The 20,491-nt window shown below is 49.2% G+C and carries 22 protein-coding genes and 1 pseudogene; 14 read left to right on the top strand and 9 right to left on the bottom strand.

Features of this window, described 5'->3' with window-relative positions:
• Positions 1-39: 39 nt before the first annotated feature.
• The 3 genes from accC to aroQ are packed head-to-tail and all read right to left on the bottom strand — an operon-like array spanning position 40 to position 2,293.
• Complete coding sequence (accC, locus tag V7051_RS13485) at positions 40-1,383, bottom strand: acetyl-CoA carboxylase biotin carboxylase subunit (protein WP_333875617.1); 1,344 nt, start codon at positions 1,381-1,383, stop codon at positions 40-42.
• Positions 1,384-1,402: 19 nt separating this feature from the next.
• Positions 1,403-1,843, bottom strand: a complete 441-nt coding sequence (accB, locus tag V7051_RS13480; protein WP_333875615.1) for an acetyl-CoA carboxylase biotin carboxyl carrier protein — start codon at positions 1,841-1,843, stop codon at positions 1,403-1,405.
• A gap of 3 nt (positions 1,844-1,846) precedes the next feature.
• On the bottom strand, positions 1,847-2,293 hold the full coding sequence (gene aroQ / locus V7051_RS13475; RefSeq protein ID WP_333875613.1) for a type II 3-dehydroquinate dehydratase: 447 nt from the start codon (positions 2,291-2,293) through the stop codon (positions 1,847-1,849).
• Between the two features lie 301 nt (positions 2,294-2,594).
• Between aroQ and V7051_RS13470 the strand changes: the two genes are divergently transcribed.
• Complete coding sequence (locus V7051_RS13470) at positions 2,595-2,942, top strand: hypothetical protein (RefSeq protein ID WP_333875611.1); 348 nt, start codon at positions 2,595-2,597, stop codon at positions 2,940-2,942.
• 17 nt (positions 2,943-2,959) lie between these two features.
• Here V7051_RS13470 and V7051_RS13465 read toward each other — a convergent pair whose 3' ends face one another.
• Genes V7051_RS13465 through cutA form a run of 3 tightly spaced genes read right to left on the bottom strand, consistent with a single transcriptional unit; the run spans position 2,960 to position 5,978 of the window.
• A complete protein-coding gene (locus V7051_RS13465; RefSeq protein ID WP_333875609.1) occupies positions 2,960-3,475 on the bottom strand; it encodes a TlpA family protein disulfide reductase in 516 nt (171 codons plus the stop codon).
• A complete protein-coding gene (locus V7051_RS13460; RefSeq protein WP_333875606.1) occupies positions 3,472-5,670 on the bottom strand; it encodes a protein-disulfide reductase DsbD in 2,199 nt (732 codons plus the stop codon). Before V7051_RS13460 ends, V7051_RS13465 begins: the two co-directional genes overlap by 4 nt.
• Positions 5,652-5,978 carry a divalent-cation tolerance protein CutA gene (gene cutA / locus V7051_RS13455; protein ID WP_333875605.1) on the bottom strand — a complete coding sequence of 109 codons (327 nt, stop codon included), beginning with the start codon at positions 5,976-5,978 and terminating at the stop codon, positions 5,652-5,654. The genes V7051_RS13460 and cutA overlap by 19 nt, the downstream gene beginning before the upstream one ends.
• 100 nt (positions 5,979-6,078) lie before the next feature.
• Here cutA and V7051_RS13450 point away from each other — a divergent pair, with 100 nt between their 5' ends.
• Positions 6,079-6,516, top strand: a complete 438-nt coding sequence (locus V7051_RS13450; RefSeq protein WP_333875603.1) for an FxsA family protein — start codon at positions 6,079-6,081, stop codon at positions 6,514-6,516.
• A 55-nt stretch (positions 6,517-6,571) separates the two neighbouring features.
• Here the strand turns inward: V7051_RS13450 and V7051_RS13445 are convergent, their stop codons facing one another.
• Positions 6,572-6,844 (bottom strand): YgaP family membrane protein, encoded by a 273-nt coding sequence (locus V7051_RS13445; protein WP_333875601.1) that lies wholly within the window; start codon positions 6,842-6,844, stop codon positions 6,572-6,574.
• Positions 6,845-6,982: 138 nt separating this feature from the next.
• Here V7051_RS13445 and uvrD point away from each other — a divergent pair, with 138 nt between their 5' ends.
• The 7 genes from uvrD (at position 6,983) to V7051_RS13410 (ending at position 14,072) form a co-directional block, all read left to right on the top strand.
• Positions 6,983-9,160 (top strand): DNA helicase II, encoded by a 2,178-nt coding sequence (gene uvrD / locus V7051_RS13440; protein ID WP_333875599.1) that lies wholly within the window; start codon positions 6,983-6,985, stop codon positions 9,158-9,160.
• A gap of 189 nt (positions 9,161-9,349) precedes the next feature.
• A complete protein-coding gene (fbaA, locus tag V7051_RS13435) occupies positions 9,350-10,429 on the top strand; it encodes a class II fructose-bisphosphate aldolase (RefSeq protein ID WP_333875597.1) in 1,080 nt (359 codons plus the stop codon).
• 218 nt (positions 10,430-10,647) lie between these two features.
• Positions 10,648-11,355 carry a bifunctional 2-polyprenyl-6-hydroxyphenol methylase/3-demethylubiquinol 3-O-methyltransferase UbiG gene (gene ubiG / locus V7051_RS13430; RefSeq protein WP_333875595.1) on the top strand — a complete coding sequence of 236 codons (708 nt, stop codon included), beginning with the start codon at positions 10,648-10,650 and terminating at the stop codon, positions 11,353-11,355.
• Positions 11,356-11,357: 2 nt separating this feature from the next.
• Positions 11,358-12,035: an HAD family hydrolase gene (locus V7051_RS13425; protein WP_333875593.1), complete on the top strand. Its 678-nt coding sequence runs from the start codon at positions 11,358-11,360 to the stop codon at positions 12,033-12,035.
• Positions 12,026-12,754, top strand: a complete 729-nt coding sequence (locus tag V7051_RS13420; RefSeq protein WP_333875591.1) for an SDR family NAD(P)-dependent oxidoreductase — start codon at positions 12,026-12,028, stop codon at positions 12,752-12,754. The genes V7051_RS13425 and V7051_RS13420 overlap by 10 nt, the downstream gene beginning before the upstream one ends.
• A gap of 10 nt (positions 12,755-12,764) precedes the next feature.
• Complete coding sequence (gene sufT / locus V7051_RS13415) at positions 12,765-13,313, top strand: putative Fe-S cluster assembly protein SufT (protein ID WP_333875589.1); 549 nt, start codon at positions 12,765-12,767, stop codon at positions 13,311-13,313.
• 117 nt (positions 13,314-13,430) lie between these two features.
• On the top strand, positions 13,431-14,072 hold the full coding sequence (locus V7051_RS13410; protein WP_333875588.1) for a flagellar brake protein: 642 nt from the start codon (positions 13,431-13,433) through the stop codon (positions 14,070-14,072).
• A 224-nt stretch (positions 14,073-14,296) separates the two neighbouring features.
• Here V7051_RS13410 and V7051_RS13405 read toward each other — a convergent pair whose 3' ends face one another.
• Positions 14,297-14,593: a hypothetical protein gene (locus V7051_RS13405; protein ID WP_333875586.1), complete on the bottom strand. Its 297-nt coding sequence runs from the start codon at positions 14,591-14,593 to the stop codon at positions 14,297-14,299.
• Between the two features lie 133 nt (positions 14,594-14,726).
• Between V7051_RS13405 and V7051_RS13400 the strand changes: the two genes are divergently transcribed.
• The gene (locus V7051_RS13400) at positions 14,727-15,641 is read left to right on the top strand and encodes a class I SAM-dependent methyltransferase (protein WP_333875585.1); all 915 of its coding nucleotides are present in this window, start codon (positions 14,727-14,729) and stop codon (positions 15,639-15,641) included.
• A gap of 204 nt (positions 15,642-15,845) precedes the next feature.
• Here the strand turns inward: V7051_RS13400 and V7051_RS13395 are convergent, their stop codons facing one another.
• Positions 15,846-16,283: a DUF2442 domain-containing protein gene (locus V7051_RS13395; protein ID WP_333875584.1), complete on the bottom strand. Its 438-nt coding sequence runs from the start codon at positions 16,281-16,283 to the stop codon at positions 15,846-15,848.
• 476 nt (positions 16,284-16,759) lie between these two features.
• On the opposite strand from V7051_RS13395, the gene V7051_RS13390 reads away from it, so the two are divergent.
• The 4 genes and pseudogenes from V7051_RS13390 to V7051_RS13370 form a co-directional block, all read left to right on the top strand.
• Positions 16,760-17,989 (top strand): zinc-dependent alcohol dehydrogenase, encoded by a 1,230-nt coding sequence (locus V7051_RS13390; RefSeq protein ID WP_333875583.1) that lies wholly within the window; start codon positions 16,760-16,762, stop codon positions 17,987-17,989.
• Between the two features lie 54 nt (positions 17,990-18,043).
• The gene (locus V7051_RS13385; RefSeq protein ID WP_333875693.1) at positions 18,044-18,277 is read left to right on the top strand and encodes a hypothetical protein; all 234 of its coding nucleotides are present in this window, start codon (positions 18,044-18,046) and stop codon (positions 18,275-18,277) included.
• Positions 18,274-19,070, top strand: a pseudogene (locus tag V7051_RS24675) (SDR family oxidoreductase). The gene V7051_RS13385 and the pseudogene V7051_RS24675 overlap by 4 nt, the downstream one beginning before the upstream one ends.
• A 282-nt stretch (positions 19,071-19,352) precedes the next feature.
• On the top strand, positions 19,353-20,491 hold a 1,139-nt coding region (locus V7051_RS13370), incomplete at its 3' end, for a Fic family protein (protein ID WP_333875581.1).

The following is a 20,491-nucleotide window of genomic DNA, read 5'->3' as shown; positions in this document are numbered from 1 at the left end:
ACATAAAACTTCGTGTCTCCGTGGTGAGTTTTTAAGCGGTCAATAAATCCCCAGCTTTTTTTCCAGATAATGAATATTTTGCCCGCCCGCGGCAAAGGCACCGTCATTCATAATGTCGTGCTGTAGCGGGATATTGGTTTTAATGCCGTCGATAATGATCTCGCTTAGCGCCGTGTTCATCCGGGCAATGGCGCTCTTGCGGTCTTCGCCGTGGGCAATCAGTTTACCGATCATCGAGTCGTAATAAGGCGGTACTTTGTAGCCGTTATAAATATGGGTCTCACACCGAATGCCGGGGCCTCCGGGCATATGAAACTGGTCTATCGTGCCGGGGCAGGGCATAAAGGTTCTGGGGTCTTCAGCATTTAACCGGCATTCGATCGCATGGCCCTGGATTTTAACCTGATCCTGGGTAATGGACAGCCGTTCACCGGCCGCAATACGCAATTGTTCCTTGACGATGTCAAAACCGGTCACCATTTCGGTAACGGGATGTTCGACTTGCACACGGGTATTCATTTCAATGAAATAGAACTCGCCTTTTTCATACAAAAATTCAAAAGTGCCCGCTCCCAAATAGCCGATATCGATACAGGCTTTGGCGCATCGTTCGCCTATGGTCTTGCGTTGTTCTTCGGTGATACCAGGCGCGGGGGCTTCTTCAACCACTTTTTGATGACGGCGCTGCATGGAGCAGTCGCGCTCGCCTAAATGGATGGCGTTGCCATGCGAATCGGCCATGACTTGAAACTCAATATGTCTTGGGTCTTCCAGGAATTTTTCCATGTATACCGTGGGGTTTCCAAAAGCGCTGCCCGCCTCGGCTTTGGTCATCGAAATAGCATTTAATAACGCTGCTTCGGTATGCACCGTGCGCATACCGCGACCGCCGCCGCCGCCGGCAGCCTTGATAATAACCGGATAGCCGATTTCCTGGGCCAGCCTCAGGTTCTTTTTATTGTCATCGGACAGTGGGTCGTTATTGCCGGGAACACAAGGAATCCCGGCTGCGAGCATCGCGTTCTTGGCGGAAATCTTGTCGCCCATCATGCGAATGGTTTCGGCATTCGGGCCGATAAAAACAAAGCCGCTTTGTTTTACCTTTTCAGAAAAATCGGCGTTTTCGGATAAAAAACCGTAGCCGGGATGAATGGCTTCCGCATCGGTTACTTCCGCGGCGCTGATAATGGCTGGAATATTCAGGTAACTATCCGCGGATGCCGCAGGGCCGATGCAAACGGATTCGTCGGCTAAGCGGACATGTTTTAGATCCCTATCCGCCTCGGAATGCACGGCAACAACCTTGACGCCCAATTCTCGGCAGGCGCGTAAAATGCGCAGAGCTATTTCGCCACGATTGGCGATAACGATTTTATCGAACATGAGGTTCCCGTTCCTTGTGCTATTCAATGATGAATAATGGTTGGCCATATTCGACAGGTTCAGCGTTCTCAACCAGGATTTTAGTGACGGTACCGCTTTGATCCGACTCAATCTGATTAAGAATTTTCATTGCCTCAATAATGCACAATGTATCGCCGACTTGGACGGATTGACCTATTTCGGCAAAAACCTTGGTGCCGGGCGAAGCGGAGCGATAAAAAGTACCGACCATCGGTGATTTGACCACATGCCCGGTAATTTTTTCTTCAGCCGGTGCCGCGGACGGAATGGCGGCAGCGGCCGGTGCTGCGGCAACCGGTGCGGGTGCATAGGCGATAGCGGCAGGGGCGGCAGAATAACGGCTAATACGAATGGATTCTTCGCCTTCTTTGATTTCCAGTTCAGCAATGTCGGATTCTTCGATAATCTCGATGAGTTTTTTTATTTTTCTAATATCCATAGTTTAGTGTCTCTCGGCTAATATCTGATGAGCGGCCAGTAAGGCCAATTCGTACCCTGTTGCGCCTAATCCGCAGATAACGCCTTTGGCAATATCCGAGAAATAGGAATGTTTTCTAAAAGGTTCACGTGCATGGACGTTTGATAGATGAACCTCTATAAATGGGATTTTGGTTGCCAGCAGTGCGTCACGAATAGCGACGCTGGTATGCGTAAAGGCTGCCGGGTTAATAATGATGAAATCGACCTGGGCTTGGTAAGCCTCATGTATCAGTTCCACGATCTGGTGTTCTGCGTTGTTTTGATGAAAGTTAAGCTGATGATTCAGCTCAGCAGCTTTTTGTTCAAGATTTTGCTTAATATCGGCGAGAGTTTGATTTCCGTAAAGACCGGGTTCGCGAATGCCTAACAGGTTTAAATTCGGCCCATTTAGAACGGTAAGAGTCGCCATCAATCTTTGATTAAGTTAAGGTTAAAAAGCAATATTAACTGCTAATTCTGCCCAATTTATGGAGTTTTGTCCAGATATTATGCTTTTAGCCAAAGATAACGGCAGGATTCAAGCTGTTTGGAGTCATTACGCACAAATCGGCTGATTTTGAAAGTTATTTATGCATTGGCTTGATAGTTCAAACCCAAAGTATCGGGCACTTCAATTATCTGCTGTGTTTACGCGTTGACATGATTTTTTTGCCAGTATATAAAATAATGCACCGTGGCATATCGTTGCGGCCTAACTCACGAGAAATAACATGAAAGTTCAAAATCTTGCCGGCACATTGATGGTCTTGGCATCGTTGTCCATGGGAGTCGTTTCTATTAACAATGCGGCAGCAGGCGAATCAGGATATTCGTTTAAAGTGCACAATAATACCAGAACCAAGATCACCAAGCTTCTGGTATCCGAGGACAAGAAGAACTGGGGGTATTTCGATATTGGGCAAGGCATCGCGGCAGGCGGCGATATGACATTGACGTGGGATGAAAGTACCAACAACGAAGGCTGCGATCAGTATGTTAAAGCAGCCTATTCTGATGGCTCGGAATCGGAGGAAGCCAAGTTTAATTTTTGCGAAGCCAATTTAGAGCTGGAATTTTAACGAAACTTGTCATTAAGTCAGTTCAGCAACGGTGCAATAATGTCCGTTATTTGCTGTTTGGAAAGCTCTCCCGGATGTCGGTGTATGATTTGCCCTTGCCGATCAACAATAACAGTGTACGGAACGGCGCCAACATTATTGCCCAGTTGCTGAGCCAGAGCGATGCCATTGTCGCCGCCCAATAAAATCGGGTAATTGATTTTTGTTGCAGCGGCGTACTCGGCGACCGGTTCTCCGTCTTCTAAAGCGATGCCGATAAACTGCACGCCTTTGGCGGCATATTGTTCCTGCAACGCGATAAAATCAGGAATTTCCTTGCGGCAAGGCGGGCACCAGGTTGCCCAGAAATTGATCACTAATATCTTGCCTTGCCATTCGGAAATGTTGCGTTCCCGGCCGGATAAGTCGGGCAGGTTGAATTCGGGCAAAGCGCTTGGGCCGGTGCTTTCAGAAGGTGAAAAAAAATAACGGGCGGTCATGCCCAAAGCCAAAGCAATAATCGCGGCAATAATAATCGGGACTGTTTTTTTCATGATTTGGTACGTTGCAGAGATTTAATAAAAGTTTCGGCATCTTGATAGCCGATGACCCGGTTGCTGGTTTTTTCCTGATGGTCCACGTCGAAAAACAAAATGGCCGGTGGTCCGATCAGGCTGAATTTTGTCAGTAGCGCTTTGTCGTCATCGGAATTATTAGTGACATCGATTTGCAGCATTACATAACCATTGAGCGCCTGTTTAACACGCGGGTCGGCGAAGGTATAGGCTTCCATTTCCTTGCAAGATATGCACCAGTCGGCGTAAAAATCCAGCATGACCGGTTGATGGTTGGCGGCCGCTTGTTTAATCCGGGTTTCCAGTGCGGCTAGCGAGGCGACTCTTTCAAAAACAATTCCCGGTTCTGCGGCTTGCGCAGTACTCAGGCCGAGTCCTTGCAGCGGTTTTAACGGATTACTGTTGCCCAGGCTAAAGCCGATCAACAATAACAGGCCGTAAGCCAGCATCATCAGACCTAATCCTTTCCATAGCTTGCGCCAGCCGGAGCTATTTTCAGGCAGCGGATCGACCGCGCTGAGATAAATAGCCGGGAATATCAGCAGCATCGCCCACAGCATCATGATCACATTGCCCGGCAAAATACGGCTGAGCATCCATACTGCGACCGCCAGCATGATGACGCCGAATACCGCTTTGGTGGAGTTAAGCCAATTTCCGGCCTTGGGTAATAGTTTTCCGGCGGATGCGCCCAGCAGCAATAGAGGTACGCCCATGCCTAGGCCCAAGGCAAATAACGCGCTGCCGCCTAATATCGCATCGCCGGTCTGGCCGATATAAATCAGCGCACCCGCCAGCGGTGCGGCGACGCAGGGGCCGACGATCAGGGAAGATAAAGCGCCCATGATTGCAGCGCCCAACAGCGAACCGTCACGGTGTATTTCGCTGGAGTTATGCAATTTGACCTGTAATGATTTAGGCAGTTCCAGATGATAAAAGCCGAACATCGACAGGGACAGCGCTACAAAAACGGCGCTGAACAGGCCGATAATCCAGGGTTGCTGAAAAGCGGTTTGCAGATTGCTGCCAAACAGTGCGGCCAGTATGCCGAACACCGTGTAGGTCAAGGCCGAGGCAAGCACATAGCTAAGCGACAATAAAAAGGCTCGGCTAGTGGTAATCCGATTGCCGTGACCGACGATAATGCCCGACAAAATCGGAATCATCGGGAAAATACAGGGTGTCAGCGATAACAATAAGCCGAATCCGAAAAAGCTGAGCAAGGTTATCGGCAAGCTGTCCTTGTGCAAGGATTGCACGATTTGGTCCTGTTCTGAAAGTTCCTGCGTGATCGGCTGCTGTGCTATTGGCAGGGCCAGATCGGTTTTTTTGCTCATTGGCGGATAGCAAACGCCGCGGTCGGCACAGCCTTGATATTTGGCCTGGAGGGTGATGGTTTGTGCCGCTTGACTGGAACGGATAAGCGGCAAGTCAAAGGCGAGTTCGTTATGGAAAATCTCAACTTGGCCAAAGGCTTCATCCTGTTTAGGCGTACCTCTGGGAATATTATAAGCCCCAAGCTTTACACCGTCGGCGTTGACCAGTTCAAATTGAATTTTTTCCCGGTAAAGGTAGTAACCGTCTGCAATAGTCCAGCTAATATGCAAGGTGTGATCATCTTTGGTCGATGCAAAAAACTGGAAAGCCTGGTCCGGCTGTAGCAGTTCGTCTTCAAATAGCGCAGTTTTTAAGCCTTGAGCTCCTTTTATCAGCTGCTTGATCGGATCGGCTTGGGTGACGGGCGACGGTAGTTTAAGATCGAAAACAGTTTTTTGGGGCGGATAGCAAATGCCCCGATCGGCACACCCCTGATACTGTACCAATAATTGCAGGGAAGATGCGCCAGTTTCAGCAGTTAAGGCAACCGGGATATTCAGGGTGTTGCGGTAAATAACTACATCGCCAAAATTTTCGTCATGCTTGTTTTGACCGGCCGGAAGATCGGGTTCGCCTAGGCGGATTTGCCCGGTTTTAGACTCAAAATGCATTTTATTGCGATAAAGATAATAGCCTTCAGCTATATCCCAGGAAATTTCAATCCGATTGGGGGCGATCGCTTTTGCAGAAACCTTGAACGCCTGATTGGGCGGCAGGATTTCGTCAGCACCCAGCGCAAAGGCCGATTGGCTGAGAAGCGAAAGGAAGCAGAAAAAAATTATTTTAAAGAGTGGCATGAATCTATCCAATGCAGGTATTCAGGTAAGCCGCGTTCAACGGGCACGGCAATTATTTCAGGTAGTTCGTAAGGATGATGGTTTCGCACAGTTCTTTCAATGGCCTGATATTGGTCTTTATGAGCCTTGATTAGCAATAGATGTTCCTGGGCGGATTCAATTTGTTCCTTCCATGTATAGATAGAAGTGATGCCCGGTAAGATATTTACACAGGCGGCCTCGTTATTTGTGACCAGCAGTCGGGCTATTTTTTCCGCCGTGTCTTTGTCAGGGCAGGTACAGAAGATTATGTGATGATTAGCAGGCATGTTACAGGTCATAAAAATTGTAGCGTCAGATATTATCCTAGAAATTAACCGGAATTGCCCTTATATTGTAATAACGATGATTACAACAAGAGTACTTTAGATGAAAATTTTTCCAACACTATTTCTGGGCGTTCTGATTATCCCTTTTTTAGAAATTTATTTGCTGATACAAGTGGGTGGGATTATCGGGGCGTTTCCGACTATTTTACTGGTCGTGTTTACCGCAGTGCTGGGTGCGTGGCTATTGAAGCAGCAAGGCTTGGCAACTTTTCAGCGCTTTCAGGAAAGTTTGGCGCAAGGTGTGATTCCCGCTTATGAAATGGTTGAAGGTCCCATTATTTTGGTTGGCGGGGCATTATTGCTAACGCCGGGCTTTATTACCGATATCATTGGCTTTGCCTGTTTAATTCCGCAGTTCCGCAGAAGAATCGCTCAATATGTGATTGAACATTATCTTGTTCAGGCCGGAGAACATTTTCAGCAAGCAAAAGCGGCTGAAAATAACGTGTTGGAAGGCGAGTTTCGTAAAGAAGAGTAAAACAAGTATAATAGGCACAAGGCGAAACTGGAGTTTAGCCTTGTGCCTTGGTAGCTTAACTTTCTGTAGAGTCGCTTTCTGTGGAGTCGGCTTCAGTAGAATCATTTACAGCTTCGCAGGTGTTTTTGTTGAGTCCTGAATAGACAGGGCACCAACCTGAATAACCTGTGGCAACAAGAACCAGGCCCACCAATAATAAAAGAACCTCACCGCCAGGGATGAAAAGTGAAATAACCAAAAGTGCCGCTCCCCCGTATAAGCGGTATTTTTTTTCCTTTTCGCCAACATTGTGTTCAAATTTCAGCATACGTTTAAAATCAAAAGTCATCTTAAAATCCTCTGTGTCTAATTATTATTATCTTTAAGCAAAGCAACGGTTCAGTGTGTCATTATTGAACCCTATGCAATATACACAGCTACGAAAAATGTGCAAGCGAAAAAATACCAGCAGTAGGTACTGTAAGCAATGGATGTTACTCCGATAATCGATCCCCTGAATGATGCCCAGCGTCAAGCGGTTACCGCGCCTTCCCAGGCGATGCTGGTTTTGGCTGGTGCCGGTAGCGGCAAGACCCGCGTATTAGTGCATCGCATCGCCTGGCAGATTCAGGTGCTGGGTGTGTCTGCGCACAGTATACTGGCGGTCACTTTTACCAATAAAGCAGCCAAGGAAATGCGCGGCAGGATTGAAGATTTACTCCATATGTCCGCGCAATCGATGTGGATAGGGACTTTCCACGGCGTCGCGCATCGACTGTTAAGACGGCATGCCAAACAGGCCAAATTGCCGGAAACCTTTCAGGTCATGGATTCCGGCGACCAGCTGCGGTTGATCAAGCGCTTGTTGGCTACGCTTAATCTCGATGCCGACAAGTGGCCGCCGCGCCAAGTGCAGTGGTATATCAATGCACAAAAAGACGAGGGCGTCAGGGCGCGGCATATGATGGAGACCGGTGATCTCTTCCAGCGGCAAATGCTGATCATCTACAAAGCTTATGAAGAGCTGTGCGATCGTTCCGGGCTGGTGGACTTTGCCGAGTTGCTGCTGCGGGCGCATGAGTTGCTGCGCGATAACGCCGATGTGTTGGAGCATTATCAGCAGCGTTTCAGGCAGGTTCATGTCGATGAGTTTCAGGACACCAACACCATACAATATGCCTGGTTGCGGCTGTTGACCGAAGGCAAGGACAATATCTTTGTCGTGGGTGATGACGATCAGTCCATTTACGGCTGGCGCGGCGCCAAAATCGAGAATATCTACAGCTTTCAAAAGCATTATCCCAATCATCAAGTTATCAAGCTGGAACAGAATTACCGTTCGACCGGTAATATCCTGAAAGCGGCCAATAAAGTTATCAGCGTCAACGACGGTCGCATGGGCAAAGAGTTGTGGACCGATGCCGGTGACGGCGATTTGATTTCCTTGTATGCGGCATTTAATGAACAGGATGAAGCTCATTTTGTGGTCGAGCGCATCAGGGCTTGGGTGAGCGAAGGAGGACTGCGCAAGGATATTGCCATTCTTTATCGATCCAACGCCCAATCCCGGCAATTTGAAGAAAGATTGATGACCACCGGCACGCCTTACCGGGTTTACGGTGGCTTACGCTTTTTTGAGCGGGTGGAAATTAAAAACGCGTTAGCCTATTTACGGCTGATGTCCAATCGCCATGACGACGCTTCGTTTGAACGGGTGATCAACACTCCGACACGCGGCATTGGCAACAAAACTATCGACGACATTCGCACCATAGCGCGGGATCAAGATCTTTCCTTATGGGCGGCTGCTATCGTGTTGATTAATCAGCGAAGCCTGTCGGCAAGGGCGACTAATGCGTTGATAGGGTTTTTAGAGTTGATCAAGCAGTTCGAAGGCCAGGCGGAAGGCCTTGAGCTTTATGGAAAGGTCAAACTGGTCGTCGAAAAAAGCGGCCTGATTGAGCTGTATCAAAAGGATAAAGCCGACAAAGGCGAAGAAAAAGTAGAAAATTTGGAAGAGCTGGTCAATGCGGCCCGGCTTTTTGACCCCAGCACAATCGGGGATATCGAAGATGAAGAAAGTTTGAGCGAGCTGGATATGTTCCTGGCGCATGCAACACTGGAATCCGGTGAACTGCAAGGCGATGACTTCGACGATTGCGTACAACTGATGACACTGCATTCAGCCAAAGGTCTGGAGTTTAAGCAGGTATTTCTGGTTGGCATGGAAGAAGGTTTGTTTCCGTCGCAACAGTCCGTCGATGATGTCGGGCGGTTGGAAGAAGAACGCAGGCTTTGCTATGTCGGCATTACCCGTGCGATGAAACAGCTGTACCTGACCTATGCCGAATCCCGGCGTTTATACGGACGGGAAAGCTATCCCAGACCGTCGCGTTTTTTGCGTGAGATTCCGCCGGAGCATATACAAGAAGTGAGGATGCGCGCGACCGTGACACGTCCGGTGACCTCGATAAAGCCGAAGGCGGCATCTTTGCAAACGGAAGGGAAATACAAATTGGGGCAGCGTGTCAGTCATGCCAAATTCGGCGAAGGCGTGGTGCTGCAGATGGAAGGCGACGGTGCTCAGGAAAGAGTGCAGATCAACTTCAAGCAAGTCGGTCTCAAGTGGTTGATCTTGGCCTATGCCCAATTGGAGGTATTGTAGGACGGGTTTTAGCCCCGAATAATTGGCAATTGTCATAGGGATCACCGTATTGGCAAGTAGCCTATTATATGAACACACTTTATAATGCAGGTCTGACAAGCATTGGGCCGTGGATAATTTTGTATCCGCAACTTTAATGGCTTTCGGCTTGAACATCCTCAACGTAACAGATTGAAACAGGAATCCTTAATGTCACAGAAAATTTCAGATGTAGTAAAACCCGGTGTTGTAACTGGCGATGACGTACAAAAAATCTTTGCGATTTGCAAAGAAAACAGTTTTGCATTGCCTGCGGTAAATGTCATTAACACTGATTCGATTAATGCAGCGTTAGAAGCGGCCGCAAAAGTAAAATCGGCTATCGTTATCCAGTTTTCTAACGGCGGCGCAGCATTTGTTGCCGGTAAAGGCCTTAAAGCTGAGGGTCAGCAAGCCGCTATTTTGGGCGCTATCTCCGGCGCTCAACACGTACATGCGATGGCTGAGGCTTATGGCGTACCGGTCATTTTACATACCGACCACGCAGCAAAAAAACTTCTGCCTTGGATTGACGGTCTGTTAGATGCAGGGGAAAAACATTTTGCAGCAACAGGTAAACCCTTATTCAGCTCGCACATGCTCGATTTGTCTGAAGAAAGCTTGAAAGAAAACATTGAAATTTGCAGCCAGTATCTGGCGCGTATGTCCAAAATGGGCATGACGCTGGAAATCGAATTGGGTTGCACCGGCGGTGAAGAAGACGGCGTTGACAATAGCGATATGGATCATTCCATGTTGTACACCCAGCCTGAAGATGTGGCTTACGCTTATGAAGAATTAAGCAAAATCAGCCCACGTTTCACGATTGCGGCTTCTTTCGGCAACGTTCATGGTGTTTACAAACCAGGTAACGTTAAATTGACGCCGAGCATTTTGGCTAACTCGCAAAAACACGTTTCTGAAAAATTCGGCGTTCCAACTAACACGCTGAATTTTGTATTCCACGGCGGTTCAGGTTCAACTCCTGAAGAAATAAAGGAATCGATCAGCTACGGCGTGATCAAGATGAATATCGATACCGACACCCAATGGGCGACTTGGGAAGGTATCATGAACTACTACAAACAAAACGAAGGTTATTTGCAAGGCCAAATCGGCAACCCAGACGGTGACGACAAGCCAAACAAAAAATACTACGATCCACGCGTTTGGCAACGTGCCGGTGAAGTCGGCATGGTGACTCGTTTGGAACAAGCTTTTCAGGAATTGAATGCAGTTAACTCCCTGTAACTTGATGAGCTGAAAAAAGGCCGGTGCCTGTGCATCGGCCTTTTTTTTGTCCGGCGGACGGCAGTCACATCAAAAATAAAGGGATGAATGAACTGTCGTTTGATGGATGTGTCTTGCTCAAATCAGGTATCATAAAAACTGTTCGCCATAGAACAACATATGACGAATAACCTAGTAATATAGTAAACTATATCAACCTTGAAATTATGGTTAGCACGATGACAGCAACAGATAATGTACACCCGCACGAAATCCATAAATTTGGCTCGATGGCGGAACGCTGGTGGGATACTCAGGGCGAATTCAAAACCCTGCACGATATTAATCCGCTACGTATCCAGTTTATCCAGCGTTATGCGGATATTGCCGGTAAACGCATCGTTGATGTCGGTTGCGGCGGAGGCATTTTAACCGAAGGCTTGGCTAAACACGGCGCTGATGCGTTTGGGATCGATCTTAGCGACGACTTGATTGATATCGCCGATTTGCACGGGCTTGAATCGGGCATTAACGCGCATTATCAAAAAATCAGCGCCGAAGCCTTGGCCGAACAACAGCCGGAAAGTTTCGATCATGTGACTTGCATGGAAATGCTTGAACATGTGCCTGATCCCGGTTCGATCATTTCCGCTTGCGCCAGAATGGTCAAGCCCGGCGGCATGGTGTTTTTCTCGACGCTGAACCGTAAGCCCAAAGCCTATTTATTGGCTATCTTTGCTGCGGAATACGTTCTGCAAATGCTGCCCAAAGGCACGCATGATTTTAAAACCTTTATCAAACCGTCGGAATTGTGCCAATCGGCGCGTGCCGCTGGTCTTGAATTGCAGGGCATGGTAGGCATTGAATACAATCCGTTTACCAAGCATTTCAGCCTCGGCAAAGACATTGACGTCAATTACATCGCTGCCTTTAAGCGTTCAGAATAAACATGACTGCCGATTTCAAATTATCCTGCGTATTATTCGATCTTGACGGTACCTTGGTCGATACCGCGCCGGATTTGATTTCATGCCTGAACCGCGCATTAAATATCCACGGCTTTGATACTGTTAAGCCAGAAATCATCAAACCGTTTATTTCATACGGCGCCGCGGCAATGATCAACGCAAGCCAGCCTTTGCTTGACGACCGGTTAAAGGCCGATATTCTGGATACCATGCTAACTCACTACCAGAACAATATTGCCGAGCATACGGTTTTTTTCTCGGGTATGGTCGATACGCTGGCCGCAATTGAAGCGCAAGGGCTGAAATGGGGCGTGGTCACTAATAAACGCGAGCGCTTCACCAATCCGCTGATGGCTGCGTTAAAACTGACCGGGCGCGCCGCCTGCATCGTCAGCGGCGATACCACCGCCAACCCTAAGCCTCACCCGGAACCGATGCTGGCGGCCTGCAAGCAGGCGAATGTCGAGCCGCGGGAATGTGTTTATATCGGCGACGCCCGGCATGACATTACTGCCGGAAAAAATGCGCAAATGAGAACCCTGGCTGCGCTTTACGGCTATATTAACCCCGGCGATGCCCCGGAAACCTGGGGTGCTGACGCATTAATCGAATCGCCCGATCAAATATCAACCTGGATAGCATCACTGTCATGCCATTAACAAACCAAGTCATTTTAATTACCGGCGCCGGCGGCGGTCTGGGTAGCACCGCTGCTTTGGAGCTGGCTAAACATGGTGCGCATATCATTCTGCTGGATAAAAACATTGCCAAGCTGGAATCGGTTTACGATGCGATTTTGAGCATCAAGGCGCCGGAGCCGATTATTTATCCGTTTGATTTGGCGGGCGCCAATGAAAACGAGTATCAGGAATTGGCCGACAGGATTGATGAAAAATATGGCTCCCTGCAAGGCATCTTGCATTCAGCGGTAGAGTTCAGCGCCTTTTCCCCAATCGCCACGCACAAAACCAAAGACTGGGGGCATACCTTAAACGTCAACCTGAATGCGCCTTTTCTGCTGTGCAGAGTTTTATTGCCGGTACTGCAAAAGAGCGAACAGGCTTCCATCGTATTCACCTCCGATTCTTCGGCAAGAAAAGCACCCGCCTATGCCGGCGCTTACGGCGTTTCAAAAATAGCGTTGGAAGGATTGGCAAACATATTGGCCGAAGAGCATGAAGCTTTCGGCAAAATTCGGGTCAACACCTTGATACCGGGGCCGACAGACTCTCCGCTAAGAAAACGGGCCTATCCGGCTGAAGATAAGAGCAAGCTGCCGTCGATGAAATCGCTGGCGCCTATTTATCTGTATTTATTCGGCTCGGAAAGTGTCGGCATAACCGGCCAGACTATCGATGCGAGAACTTTCTATTTATAACTGAATTATTATGGCTGAAAGAGAAGACGTTGTTTTAACCCGGGATGTCAACATTGTGACTATTCCCGACGGTAATACCGGGACTTTAAGTAAAGGTCAGATTGTCACCATTTATCAGGCGCTCGGCGATAACTATACCGTGGTTACCGAGCACGGACATATGGTGCGGATCGCCGGAGTCGATGCCGATGCGTTGGGTAAGGAGCCTCAGCAGCTGCATGAGCTGTCGTCGGAAACCGATGCGGCGGCGGTTGAAAAAAACTGCTGGGAAGTGATGAAAACGATTTACGACCCAGAAATTCCGGTCAATATTGTTGACCTTGGTTTGGTCTATGAGTGTAAAGTCACACCTGCCGATAACGGCCTGAATGATGTCCATGTGGTCATGACGCTGACCGCCCCAGGCTGCGGAATGGGGCCTGTTATCCAGAGCGACGTGGAAAAATGTATTCGCGCACTGCCCGGTGTCGCCGGCGTTAATGTCGAAGTGGTGCTTGATCCGCCCTGGTCGCGGGAAATGATGTCGGAAGTGGCGCAGCTGCAATTGGGCTTGTATTGAAGCTGTTGTTTTTCTAGGTTCGATGACTCCATAGTCAATAGAACAGATTGTATCCTTTCTAGTTGAACTACTTATTTGTATAATTAGTAGATATATTGGAATTTGGATAAGAATAAAATGGCAGTTTTTAAGGATATTAATTTGCAAGTTGGGGCGCGCTTGCAAATGGCGTTACGTCATGGTCCCATTTATTATACGGAATTTATCGGGTATGTAGATGGGGAGTACCTGATTATAAAAATGCCTTTTGAGAATGGGCTTTCCATTCAAATTCAGGTAGGTGAACAGATTACTCTGCGGATATTATCAGGAGTGGATGTTTTTACATTTGCTTGCAGTGTAAAAACCATCTTCAGGGCTCCGCATCATTATATGCATCTAAGCTTTCCTACTGATATCCAATCCGTCGCATTACGTGGCGCCATCAGAGCCAAAGTGAATTTGCCTGTGCAAGTCAATGGCGTAGTTAAAGCCGGTATTATCGCCGATATCAGCGTCACAGGCGCTGCAATAATTGCCGATAGTGCGCTGGGTGAGCTTAATCAAGAAGCTTTAATTTCTTTCGACTTTCCGGTAAAACCAAACAATCAGAGCGCGCATATAGATACCAGCGCGACGATTCGCAGCATTCAACAGTTGCCCAACAAAAAGAAAGACGGATCACCCAGGTTCTCGCATGGGGTTTTGTTTCATGAGCTTGGACTTACCAGTCAGGTAATGTTGTTGAATCTAGTCTATGAATCGATGAACAGATTGTAGTTAGTTATTTTTGGGTAGGGTTTTCAGGCGAATCAACAGGGAAAATTCAGCATCAGCCGGGGCGTCATTAAATAATTTAAAGGCGTTAAAAACCGGCTGGTTAATTTTTGTTGCTTGGCTAAAACACAGGAAAACTCTCCGGTAATATCCCTGTTCTGATTAATCGGATGCGATGCGGCTATTGCTCAGTTATACCTGTATCGATCCAGATCTTCCTTCTTAAATCACCGCCGAGTCACACCGGCGATTACATCAATCCGTAAGTCGGAAATATCCTGACTGACAATCAAATTACCCAAATAGTCGGTACATCCTTGTCCCAGCGACTGGCGCGCCGACGGTAAAACCGCTCCCGCTTCAAAACCGACAGCCAGAATCGGACTAATTGGGTAATAATGTTTAAGTAGGAAGGAAGTATTGCCAAAACCGGAAATGGTTTCATTCGGATTACGCGATTTAATCCTCGCCTCGCCGCCAAGGCATACGCGGAAGTTCAATCGGCTGGATGAATTGATATACAATTATGCCAATCGAAATAGTACGCACCGCGTACCTTTAATTGTGCTTGGGGTGTGGAAGATGTTACGCGATACGTACTCTACATGACTATGGATTGCCACCGCAGGATCAATCAAATCAAAGGTGGATAGTAAAATGGCAAAAAATCACCGTAAGCCGCTTGAAAATAACGACTACTTGGCAGCAACACAAACCGAAGAAATAACTTCACGTGAGTACGGCCAGCCCTGGCCTGATTACGAACTGCTTGATGCGGGCGACGGCAAGAAGCTGGAGCGATGGGGAAAGATCATTACCATCCGCCCGGAAATCCAAGCCGATTTCAAACCGGGATGGTCTTATGCGCAATGGCAAGACATCGCGCATTGGGAATTTGAAGAACAATCCTCAATCCAAGGCCGCTGGCTTAACATCAAACCGCATGCGCCCGAGCAATGGCTTATTTCCTACGGAAACTTGAACTTCGGCTTGAAGCTGACCAAGTTCAAACATGTGGGTCTGTTTCCCGAACAACAGGCAAACTGGCGCTTTATTCAAGAACGGGTTAGAGCCGGTCAAAAGATATTGAACTTATTCGCATATACCGGCGCGGCATCGTTGGTCGCCCGCGCCACCGGTGCGGAAGTGGTGCATGTGGATTCGGTCAGGCAAATGATCACCTGGGCCAACGAAAACCGGGAACGCAGTCATCTTTCCGACATCAAATGGGTGCTTGAGGACGCGTTAAAATTCGCCCAACGCGAATTAAAGCGGGGTAATCAATACGACGGCATCATCATGGACCCGCCCGCCTGGGGATTAGGCGTCAAAGGCGAAAAATGGAAACTGGAAAACCAACTGTCAAGCTTGATAGAAACAGCGTATGGGCTGATGCATCCGGGCGCGTTTTTAATTCTTAACACTTACTCACCGAAAGTAGAACTGGCGGATTTGGCAGCGTCCGCCGGGCAGTATTTTTCTGCAAATCAACTGGAAATAAAACAACTGTGGATGCCGACAAAAACCGCTAAGGAGTTATATTGCGGGAATTTACTGCGAGCGATCAAGTAGTAAGGCTGTTGATCATAAAAAACGCAGTCGAGCATACTAAAATTCCATTCGCCCTGAGCCTGTCGAAGGGTGGATGGATTTTAGTATGCTCCCAAAGGGAGCGTGAAAACCGCTGATGCTTCAAGCTTTGGTAGATAAGCTGTTTATGCTCAATATTCCAATATAGCAACACCCCGCCGCATCATTTATCATCACTATAATCTTCTATTTATTCTCAACTTCCCAACCCTTACAGGCCAAGGCAATATGATAGGGAACGGGGCGGGCGCCGGTTCCGTATGAGCTCATGGTGCGTGTCGTCATACCTAACGCTTGCGCTGCATCGGCTAATGACAGTCCGTTACGCAGACGCCAAGCGAGGAATGTGCGGGTGTTTTCGTCGGTGGCGGCTTGAAGCATCGCTTCCAGCCATAAAGTATCGGCTCCGATTTGAATGCCAAAATCCGCCCACTCGATCGTCCAACCTATGTTGTTTGTAAGCCGAACTTTGGCAAAAGCGGCCGGATCGCGCAAAGGAGCAAGGGCCGGTTTGGCGAAAATAGCTTGACCCTTATCCACAGTCATTACGCAGCCGTTAATAAAGGTCATTTTTAGCTGATAATTTGGTAAAGGTTCAATCGTTGCTAGGCGGGGGCGTTTCATTGATGCCACAGTTCCTTCCTTAATTAATTCATTACGGTTTTCCGTAACTCACGAATACCTTTTTGCGCAATCTACGCGTAAAGGTAACGGTGTAGTTCAGGGTCTCCAGTTTATCAATACATCAAAATTGTCTCCGATCAGAAACACATGCTTCGGAGGAAAATCGTCTTTTATTAAGATTAGATTAGGTTTGTTGCGAAAACGATGGTGCTATGGTATGGAAAAATTTGAATATGTCAATCTCTAGTTGTAGGCGGGGGATTACAATAACATTCTTTCCCTTTGAGCCTGACGCCGTTAACCAATCGCTTAGAGCGCAATGCCGTGCTGATGTGGGCCGATTGATTCATTCATAGCCAAAATGTTGGACAACGAACAGACACTTCTATCTGCTTTGATAATCTTAAACCCCCTATCACTCAATTTTGATGCCCTTCGCCTTGAGCAGGCCAGGGCGGCAAAAAAGGAGATTAAATATGAAAGCAGTAGTGTTTCACGCCATCGGCGACATACGTTTAGATGAAGTTCCTGAGCCGAACATAAAAGACCGCACAGATGCTGTCGTGCGCCTGACCTCTTCGGCGATCTGCGGTACAGACCTGCATATGATTCGCGGCACAATCTCAGGAATGGTGCCCGGTACGATCCTCGGCCACGAAGGCGTCGGCATTGTCGAAGAGGTTGGTAAGGATGTGCGCAACCTGAGGCCGGGCGACCGGGTTGTGATCCCCTCGACGATCAGTTGCGGGTATTGTTCTTACTGCCGTGCGGGTTACCAAGCTCAGTGCGACAATACTAACCCGAATGGCCCGAGTGCAGGCACGTCATTCTTCGGCGGACCGAAAGAGTCCGGGCCAATTCAGGGCTTGCAAGCCGAATATGCCCGTATTCCGTTCGCACATGCCGGACTCGTCAAGTTGCCTGAAGAGATCACGGACGATCAGGCCATCCTGTGCAGCGACATCTTCCCGACCGGGTACTTTGGCGCCGAAATCGCCGGGATTAAGGGCGGTGATACGTTGGCAATCTTCGGTTGCGGTCCCGTCGGACAGTTCGCGATTACGAGTGCGAAGTTGTTGGGGGCCGGACGTATCTTTGCAATTGACCGCGAAGCGTCGCGTCTGAAGATGGCTCAGGCGCAGGGCGCGGAGATTATCAACTTCGAGGAGGAAGATCCGGTCGAGGTAATAAGGGCCATGACCGGAGGCATAGGGGTTGATCGCGCAATAGATGCTGTCGGAGTTGATGCTGTGACGATGCACTCGGGTCCGGCGGCGAAGCAGAGTAAAGAACAGTTTAAGCAGGAGCTTTTGCAAGTCGCGCCGGAACAGAATCCCAAAGGCGACAACTGGGTGCCGGGCGATGCGCCGTCGCAGGCTTTGAGGTGGGCGGTCGAGGGTTTGGCGAAAGCCGGCACTCTGTCGATCATCGGTGTGTATCCGCCAACGGCGCAGACTTTTCCTATCGGCAAAGCGATGAATAAGAACCTGACGCTGCGGATGGGTAATGCCAATCACCGGCACTACATCCCGCACCTTCTTGATCTCGTGAAAAACAATACGGTCGATCCTGAAAAAGTGCTTACGCAACGCGAACCTCTGATGAACGTGCTCGATGCTTACAAGGCGTTCGACACACGGCAGCCGGGCTGGATCAAGGTCGAACTCAAGCCGGGCGCGCAAACCGCTCAGCAGATAGCGGCTTGAATCGGGCAGAAAAATAGCCGGGAGATTAAGGTATGAAACCAGACAGTACACCAAATGATATCGAACCGGAATACGCCAACATGCGCTCGCGGCGCCGGTTCGTCGGCAGTGTCGCTAGCGGCATTGTCGCGGCATCCGCAATGCCGGTTTTCGGGCAGCAACGGAGTGCTGCATCAAATTCGCGGCAGGCGCCTGACCAAGCGATCAAGCGAAACCCGGTTACACAGTACCCGAAGCCGCCATTCCCGCGGCAGCAGCAGGAATGGCCCGGTCTTGCGGGTAAAATGATTCCGCGTCCGGATCATGGCGAGACAAGTTATGAGGGCAGCGGGCGGCTTACCGGTCGCAAGGCGCTGATCACCGGCGGCGACTCGGGCATTGGTCGCGGGGCCGCCATTGCTTATGCCCGCGAGGGAGCCGACGTTGCGATTAATTATTTACCCGCCGAAGAACCGGACGCCATCGAGGTGGTGCAATTGATACGTGAGGCCGGGCGCAAGGCGGTCGCGCTTCCGGGCGACATTCGTGACGAGAATTTTTGCAGGCAGCTGGTCGCCGACGCGGTGCGCGAACTCGGAGGCCTCGATATTCTGGTCAATAATGCGGCCAGACAGCATTCTGTCGATTCGATCATCGACCTTACGACGAGCAATTCGATGCGACTTTCAAGACGAATATTTACGCGATGTTTTGGATCACTAAAGCCGCGATGCCGCATTTCAGCGCCGGTGCGAGCATCATCAATACCGCATCCGTTCAGGCTTACAATGCTTCCGAGAATTTGCTCGACTACGCGCAGACCAAAGCGGCGATCGTGGCATTCACTAAATCCCTCGCCAAGCAGTTGGGTGCGAAAGGCATTCGCGTCAATGCAGTCGCGCCCGGACCGGTCTGGACGCCGCTTCAGGTCAGCGGCGGGCAGCCGCCAAGTTCGTTAGAGACCTTCGGTGAAAAAACGCCGATGGGCCGCCCCGGTCAACCGGCGGAGCTTGCCGCCGTCTACGTGACGCTGGCTTCGCAGGAATCGAGTTATGCTACGGGGCAGGTATATGGCGTATCGGGCGGTAGCGGGGATCCGTAAATCATCAGAAAGTACGGATGTTGAATATGATGGGTATTACGTCGCGCTTCTGCGGTTTAATAATGATCGGATTGCTGCGGCAATTGCAAAGGTCGAGATCTATGCGGGTATGGCGGGCTGTTCAATTGAAACCGGCACAGATTCTGTTCAGTAACCAGTTAAATATCAATCAAGACAATAGCTTAACTGTTTTTTATAATCGGCAGAAAAACCGGCAAAATTCGCAGAAAATAGTATACTTCATCTTATAAAAACAATATCTTGCGAGATTATAAGATCGGCATGCCACTATCTATCGAAACACCTTATCGAATTGAGCCCTGCCTGCTTGAAAACATCCCGATTACAATTACAGACCTGATCGCGAATCTAACAACGTCGTCGGAAAGACTCGCAGGCCGCTTACATCCGCACACAGCCGCCAGTCTGGCTGAGCTGGTTCGGATTATGAATTGTTATTACTCGAACCTTATCGAAGGACATCATACCAAACCGAGGGATATTGAACGGGCCTTGGCGGATGACCTGGAAAAAGATCAAGTGCGCCGTAATTTTCAAATCGAAGCGCGTGCCCATGTCAGCGTGCAACAGACGATTGACCGGCTCTATGCGGCAGGGAATATGCCGGAGCCGGCATCGACCGAGTTCTTATGCCGGTTGCACCGTGAATTTTACCGTGATGCGCCGGAAGCTATGCTTTGGGTAGACAATGGGGATCATGGTTTTAGAATGGAACCGGGGGCGTTTCGTTCCTTGCCCGAGCACAATGTTTCAGTCGGAAGGCATCTTCCGCCCGGCAGCGACCGTGTTGCCGAGTTTATGCGCTATTTCGAGCAACGCTATTGCTTGGCTAATATGGGCAAGGGCGAGCGGATTATCGCCATGGCCGCATCGCACCATCGACTGGCCTTTATTCATCCGTTTCCTGACGGTAACGGCCGCGTCAGCCGCTTAATGAGTCATGCAATGGGATTGGCAGCCGGCATTGGCGCATCAGGGCTTTGGTCGGTATCGCGCGGACTCGCTCGAGGCCTGGAAAGCCGACAAGATTACAAAAACAAAATGGATTATGCCGATATGCCGAGACAAGGCGATTTGGACGGCCGTGGGAATTTATCCCAAAAGGCATTGATTGAATTCATTCGCTGGTTTTTAGAGATATGCCTTGATCAGGTCGGTTTTATGGCGGGCCTATTCGAATTCGACCGACTGGCCGAGCGCCTCAAAGCCTACGTGGAAAGCCGGGCGTTAAAACCGGAGGCCTTTTATATTTTGGAAAGAGTGCTGATTCAGGGCGAGATGCCAAGAGGCGATGCCGAACGCGTTACCGGTTTGAAAGAGCGCAGTGCCCGCATGGTTCTTTCAAGGAAGGAGTACAGGAAGCGTAACGTTAGTGGAGCGGCGTACGACGACCCCCGCGT

The organism is Methylobacter sp. (assembly GCF_036845245.1).
In the GTDB taxonomy this organism is placed as follows: domain Bacteria; phylum Pseudomonadota; class Gammaproteobacteria; order Methylococcales; family Methylomonadaceae; genus Methylobacter_A.
This window is presented reverse-complemented; position numbering and strand designations above follow the sequence as displayed.

What these genes read in the sequence shown, in the direction of transcription:
- V7051_RS13465 (WP_333875609.1), bottom strand. Translation starts at nt 3,475, where the DNA reads ATGAAAAAAACAGTCCCGATTATTATTGCCGCGATTATTGCTTTGGCT.
- V7051_RS13425 (WP_333875593.1), top strand. Translation starts at nt 11,358, where the DNA reads ATGACTGCCGATTTCAAATTATCCTGCGTATTATTCGATCTTGACGGT.
- V7051_RS13385 (WP_333875693.1), top strand. Translation starts at nt 18,044, where the DNA reads ATGATATCGAACCGGAATACGCCAACATGCGCTCGCGGCGCCGGTTCG.
- aroQ (WP_333875613.1), bottom strand. Translation starts at nt 2,293, where the DNA reads ATGGCGACTCTTACCGTTCTAAATGGGCCGAATTTAAACCTGTTAGGC.
- accB (WP_333875615.1), bottom strand. Translation starts at nt 1,843, where the DNA reads ATGGATATTAGAAAAATAAAAAAACTCATCGAGATTATCGAAGAATCC.
- cutA (WP_333875605.1), bottom strand. Translation starts at nt 5,978, where the DNA reads ATGCCTGCTAATCATCACATAATCTTCTGTACCTGCCCTGACAAAGAC.
- V7051_RS13450 (WP_333875603.1), top strand. Translation starts at nt 6,079, where the DNA reads ATGAAAATTTTTCCAACACTATTTCTGGGCGTTCTGATTATCCCTTTT.
- V7051_RS13470 (WP_333875611.1), top strand. Translation starts at nt 2,595, where the DNA reads ATGAAAGTTCAAAATCTTGCCGGCACATTGATGGTCTTGGCATCGTTG.
- V7051_RS13445 (WP_333875601.1), bottom strand. Translation starts at nt 6,844, where the DNA reads ATGACTTTTGATTTTAAACGTATGCTGAAATTTGAACACAATGTTGGC.
- V7051_RS13400 (WP_333875585.1), top strand. Translation starts at nt 14,727, where the DNA reads ATGGCAAAAAATCACCGTAAGCCGCTTGAAAATAACGACTACTTGGCA.
- uvrD (WP_333875599.1), top strand. Translation starts at nt 6,983, where the DNA reads ATGGATGTTACTCCGATAATCGATCCCCTGAATGATGCCCAGCGTCAA.
- V7051_RS13395 (WP_333875584.1), bottom strand. Translation starts at nt 16,283, where the DNA reads ATGAAACGCCCCCGCCTAGCAACGATTGAACCTTTACCAAATTATCAG.
- accC (WP_333875617.1), bottom strand. Translation starts at nt 1,383, where the DNA reads ATGTTCGATAAAATCGTTATCGCCAATCGTGGCGAAATAGCTCTGCGC.
- fbaA (WP_333875597.1), top strand. Translation starts at nt 9,350, where the DNA reads ATGTCACAGAAAATTTCAGATGTAGTAAAACCCGGTGTTGTAACTGGC.
- V7051_RS13390 (WP_333875583.1), top strand. Translation starts at nt 16,760, where the DNA reads ATGAAAGCAGTAGTGTTTCACGCCATCGGCGACATACGTTTAGATGAA.
- V7051_RS13410 (WP_333875588.1), top strand. Translation starts at nt 13,431, where the DNA reads ATGGCAGTTTTTAAGGATATTAATTTGCAAGTTGGGGCGCGCTTGCAA.
- sufT (WP_333875589.1), top strand. Translation starts at nt 12,765, where the DNA reads ATGGCTGAAAGAGAAGACGTTGTTTTAACCCGGGATGTCAACATTGTG.
- ubiG (WP_333875595.1), top strand. Translation starts at nt 10,648, where the DNA reads ATGACAGCAACAGATAATGTACACCCGCACGAAATCCATAAATTTGGC.
- V7051_RS13460 (WP_333875606.1), bottom strand. Translation starts at nt 5,670, where the DNA reads ATGCCACTCTTTAAAATAATTTTTTTCTGCTTCCTTTCGCTTCTCAGC.
- V7051_RS13420 (WP_333875591.1), top strand. Translation starts at nt 12,026, where the DNA reads ATGCCATTAACAAACCAAGTCATTTTAATTACCGGCGCCGGCGGCGGT.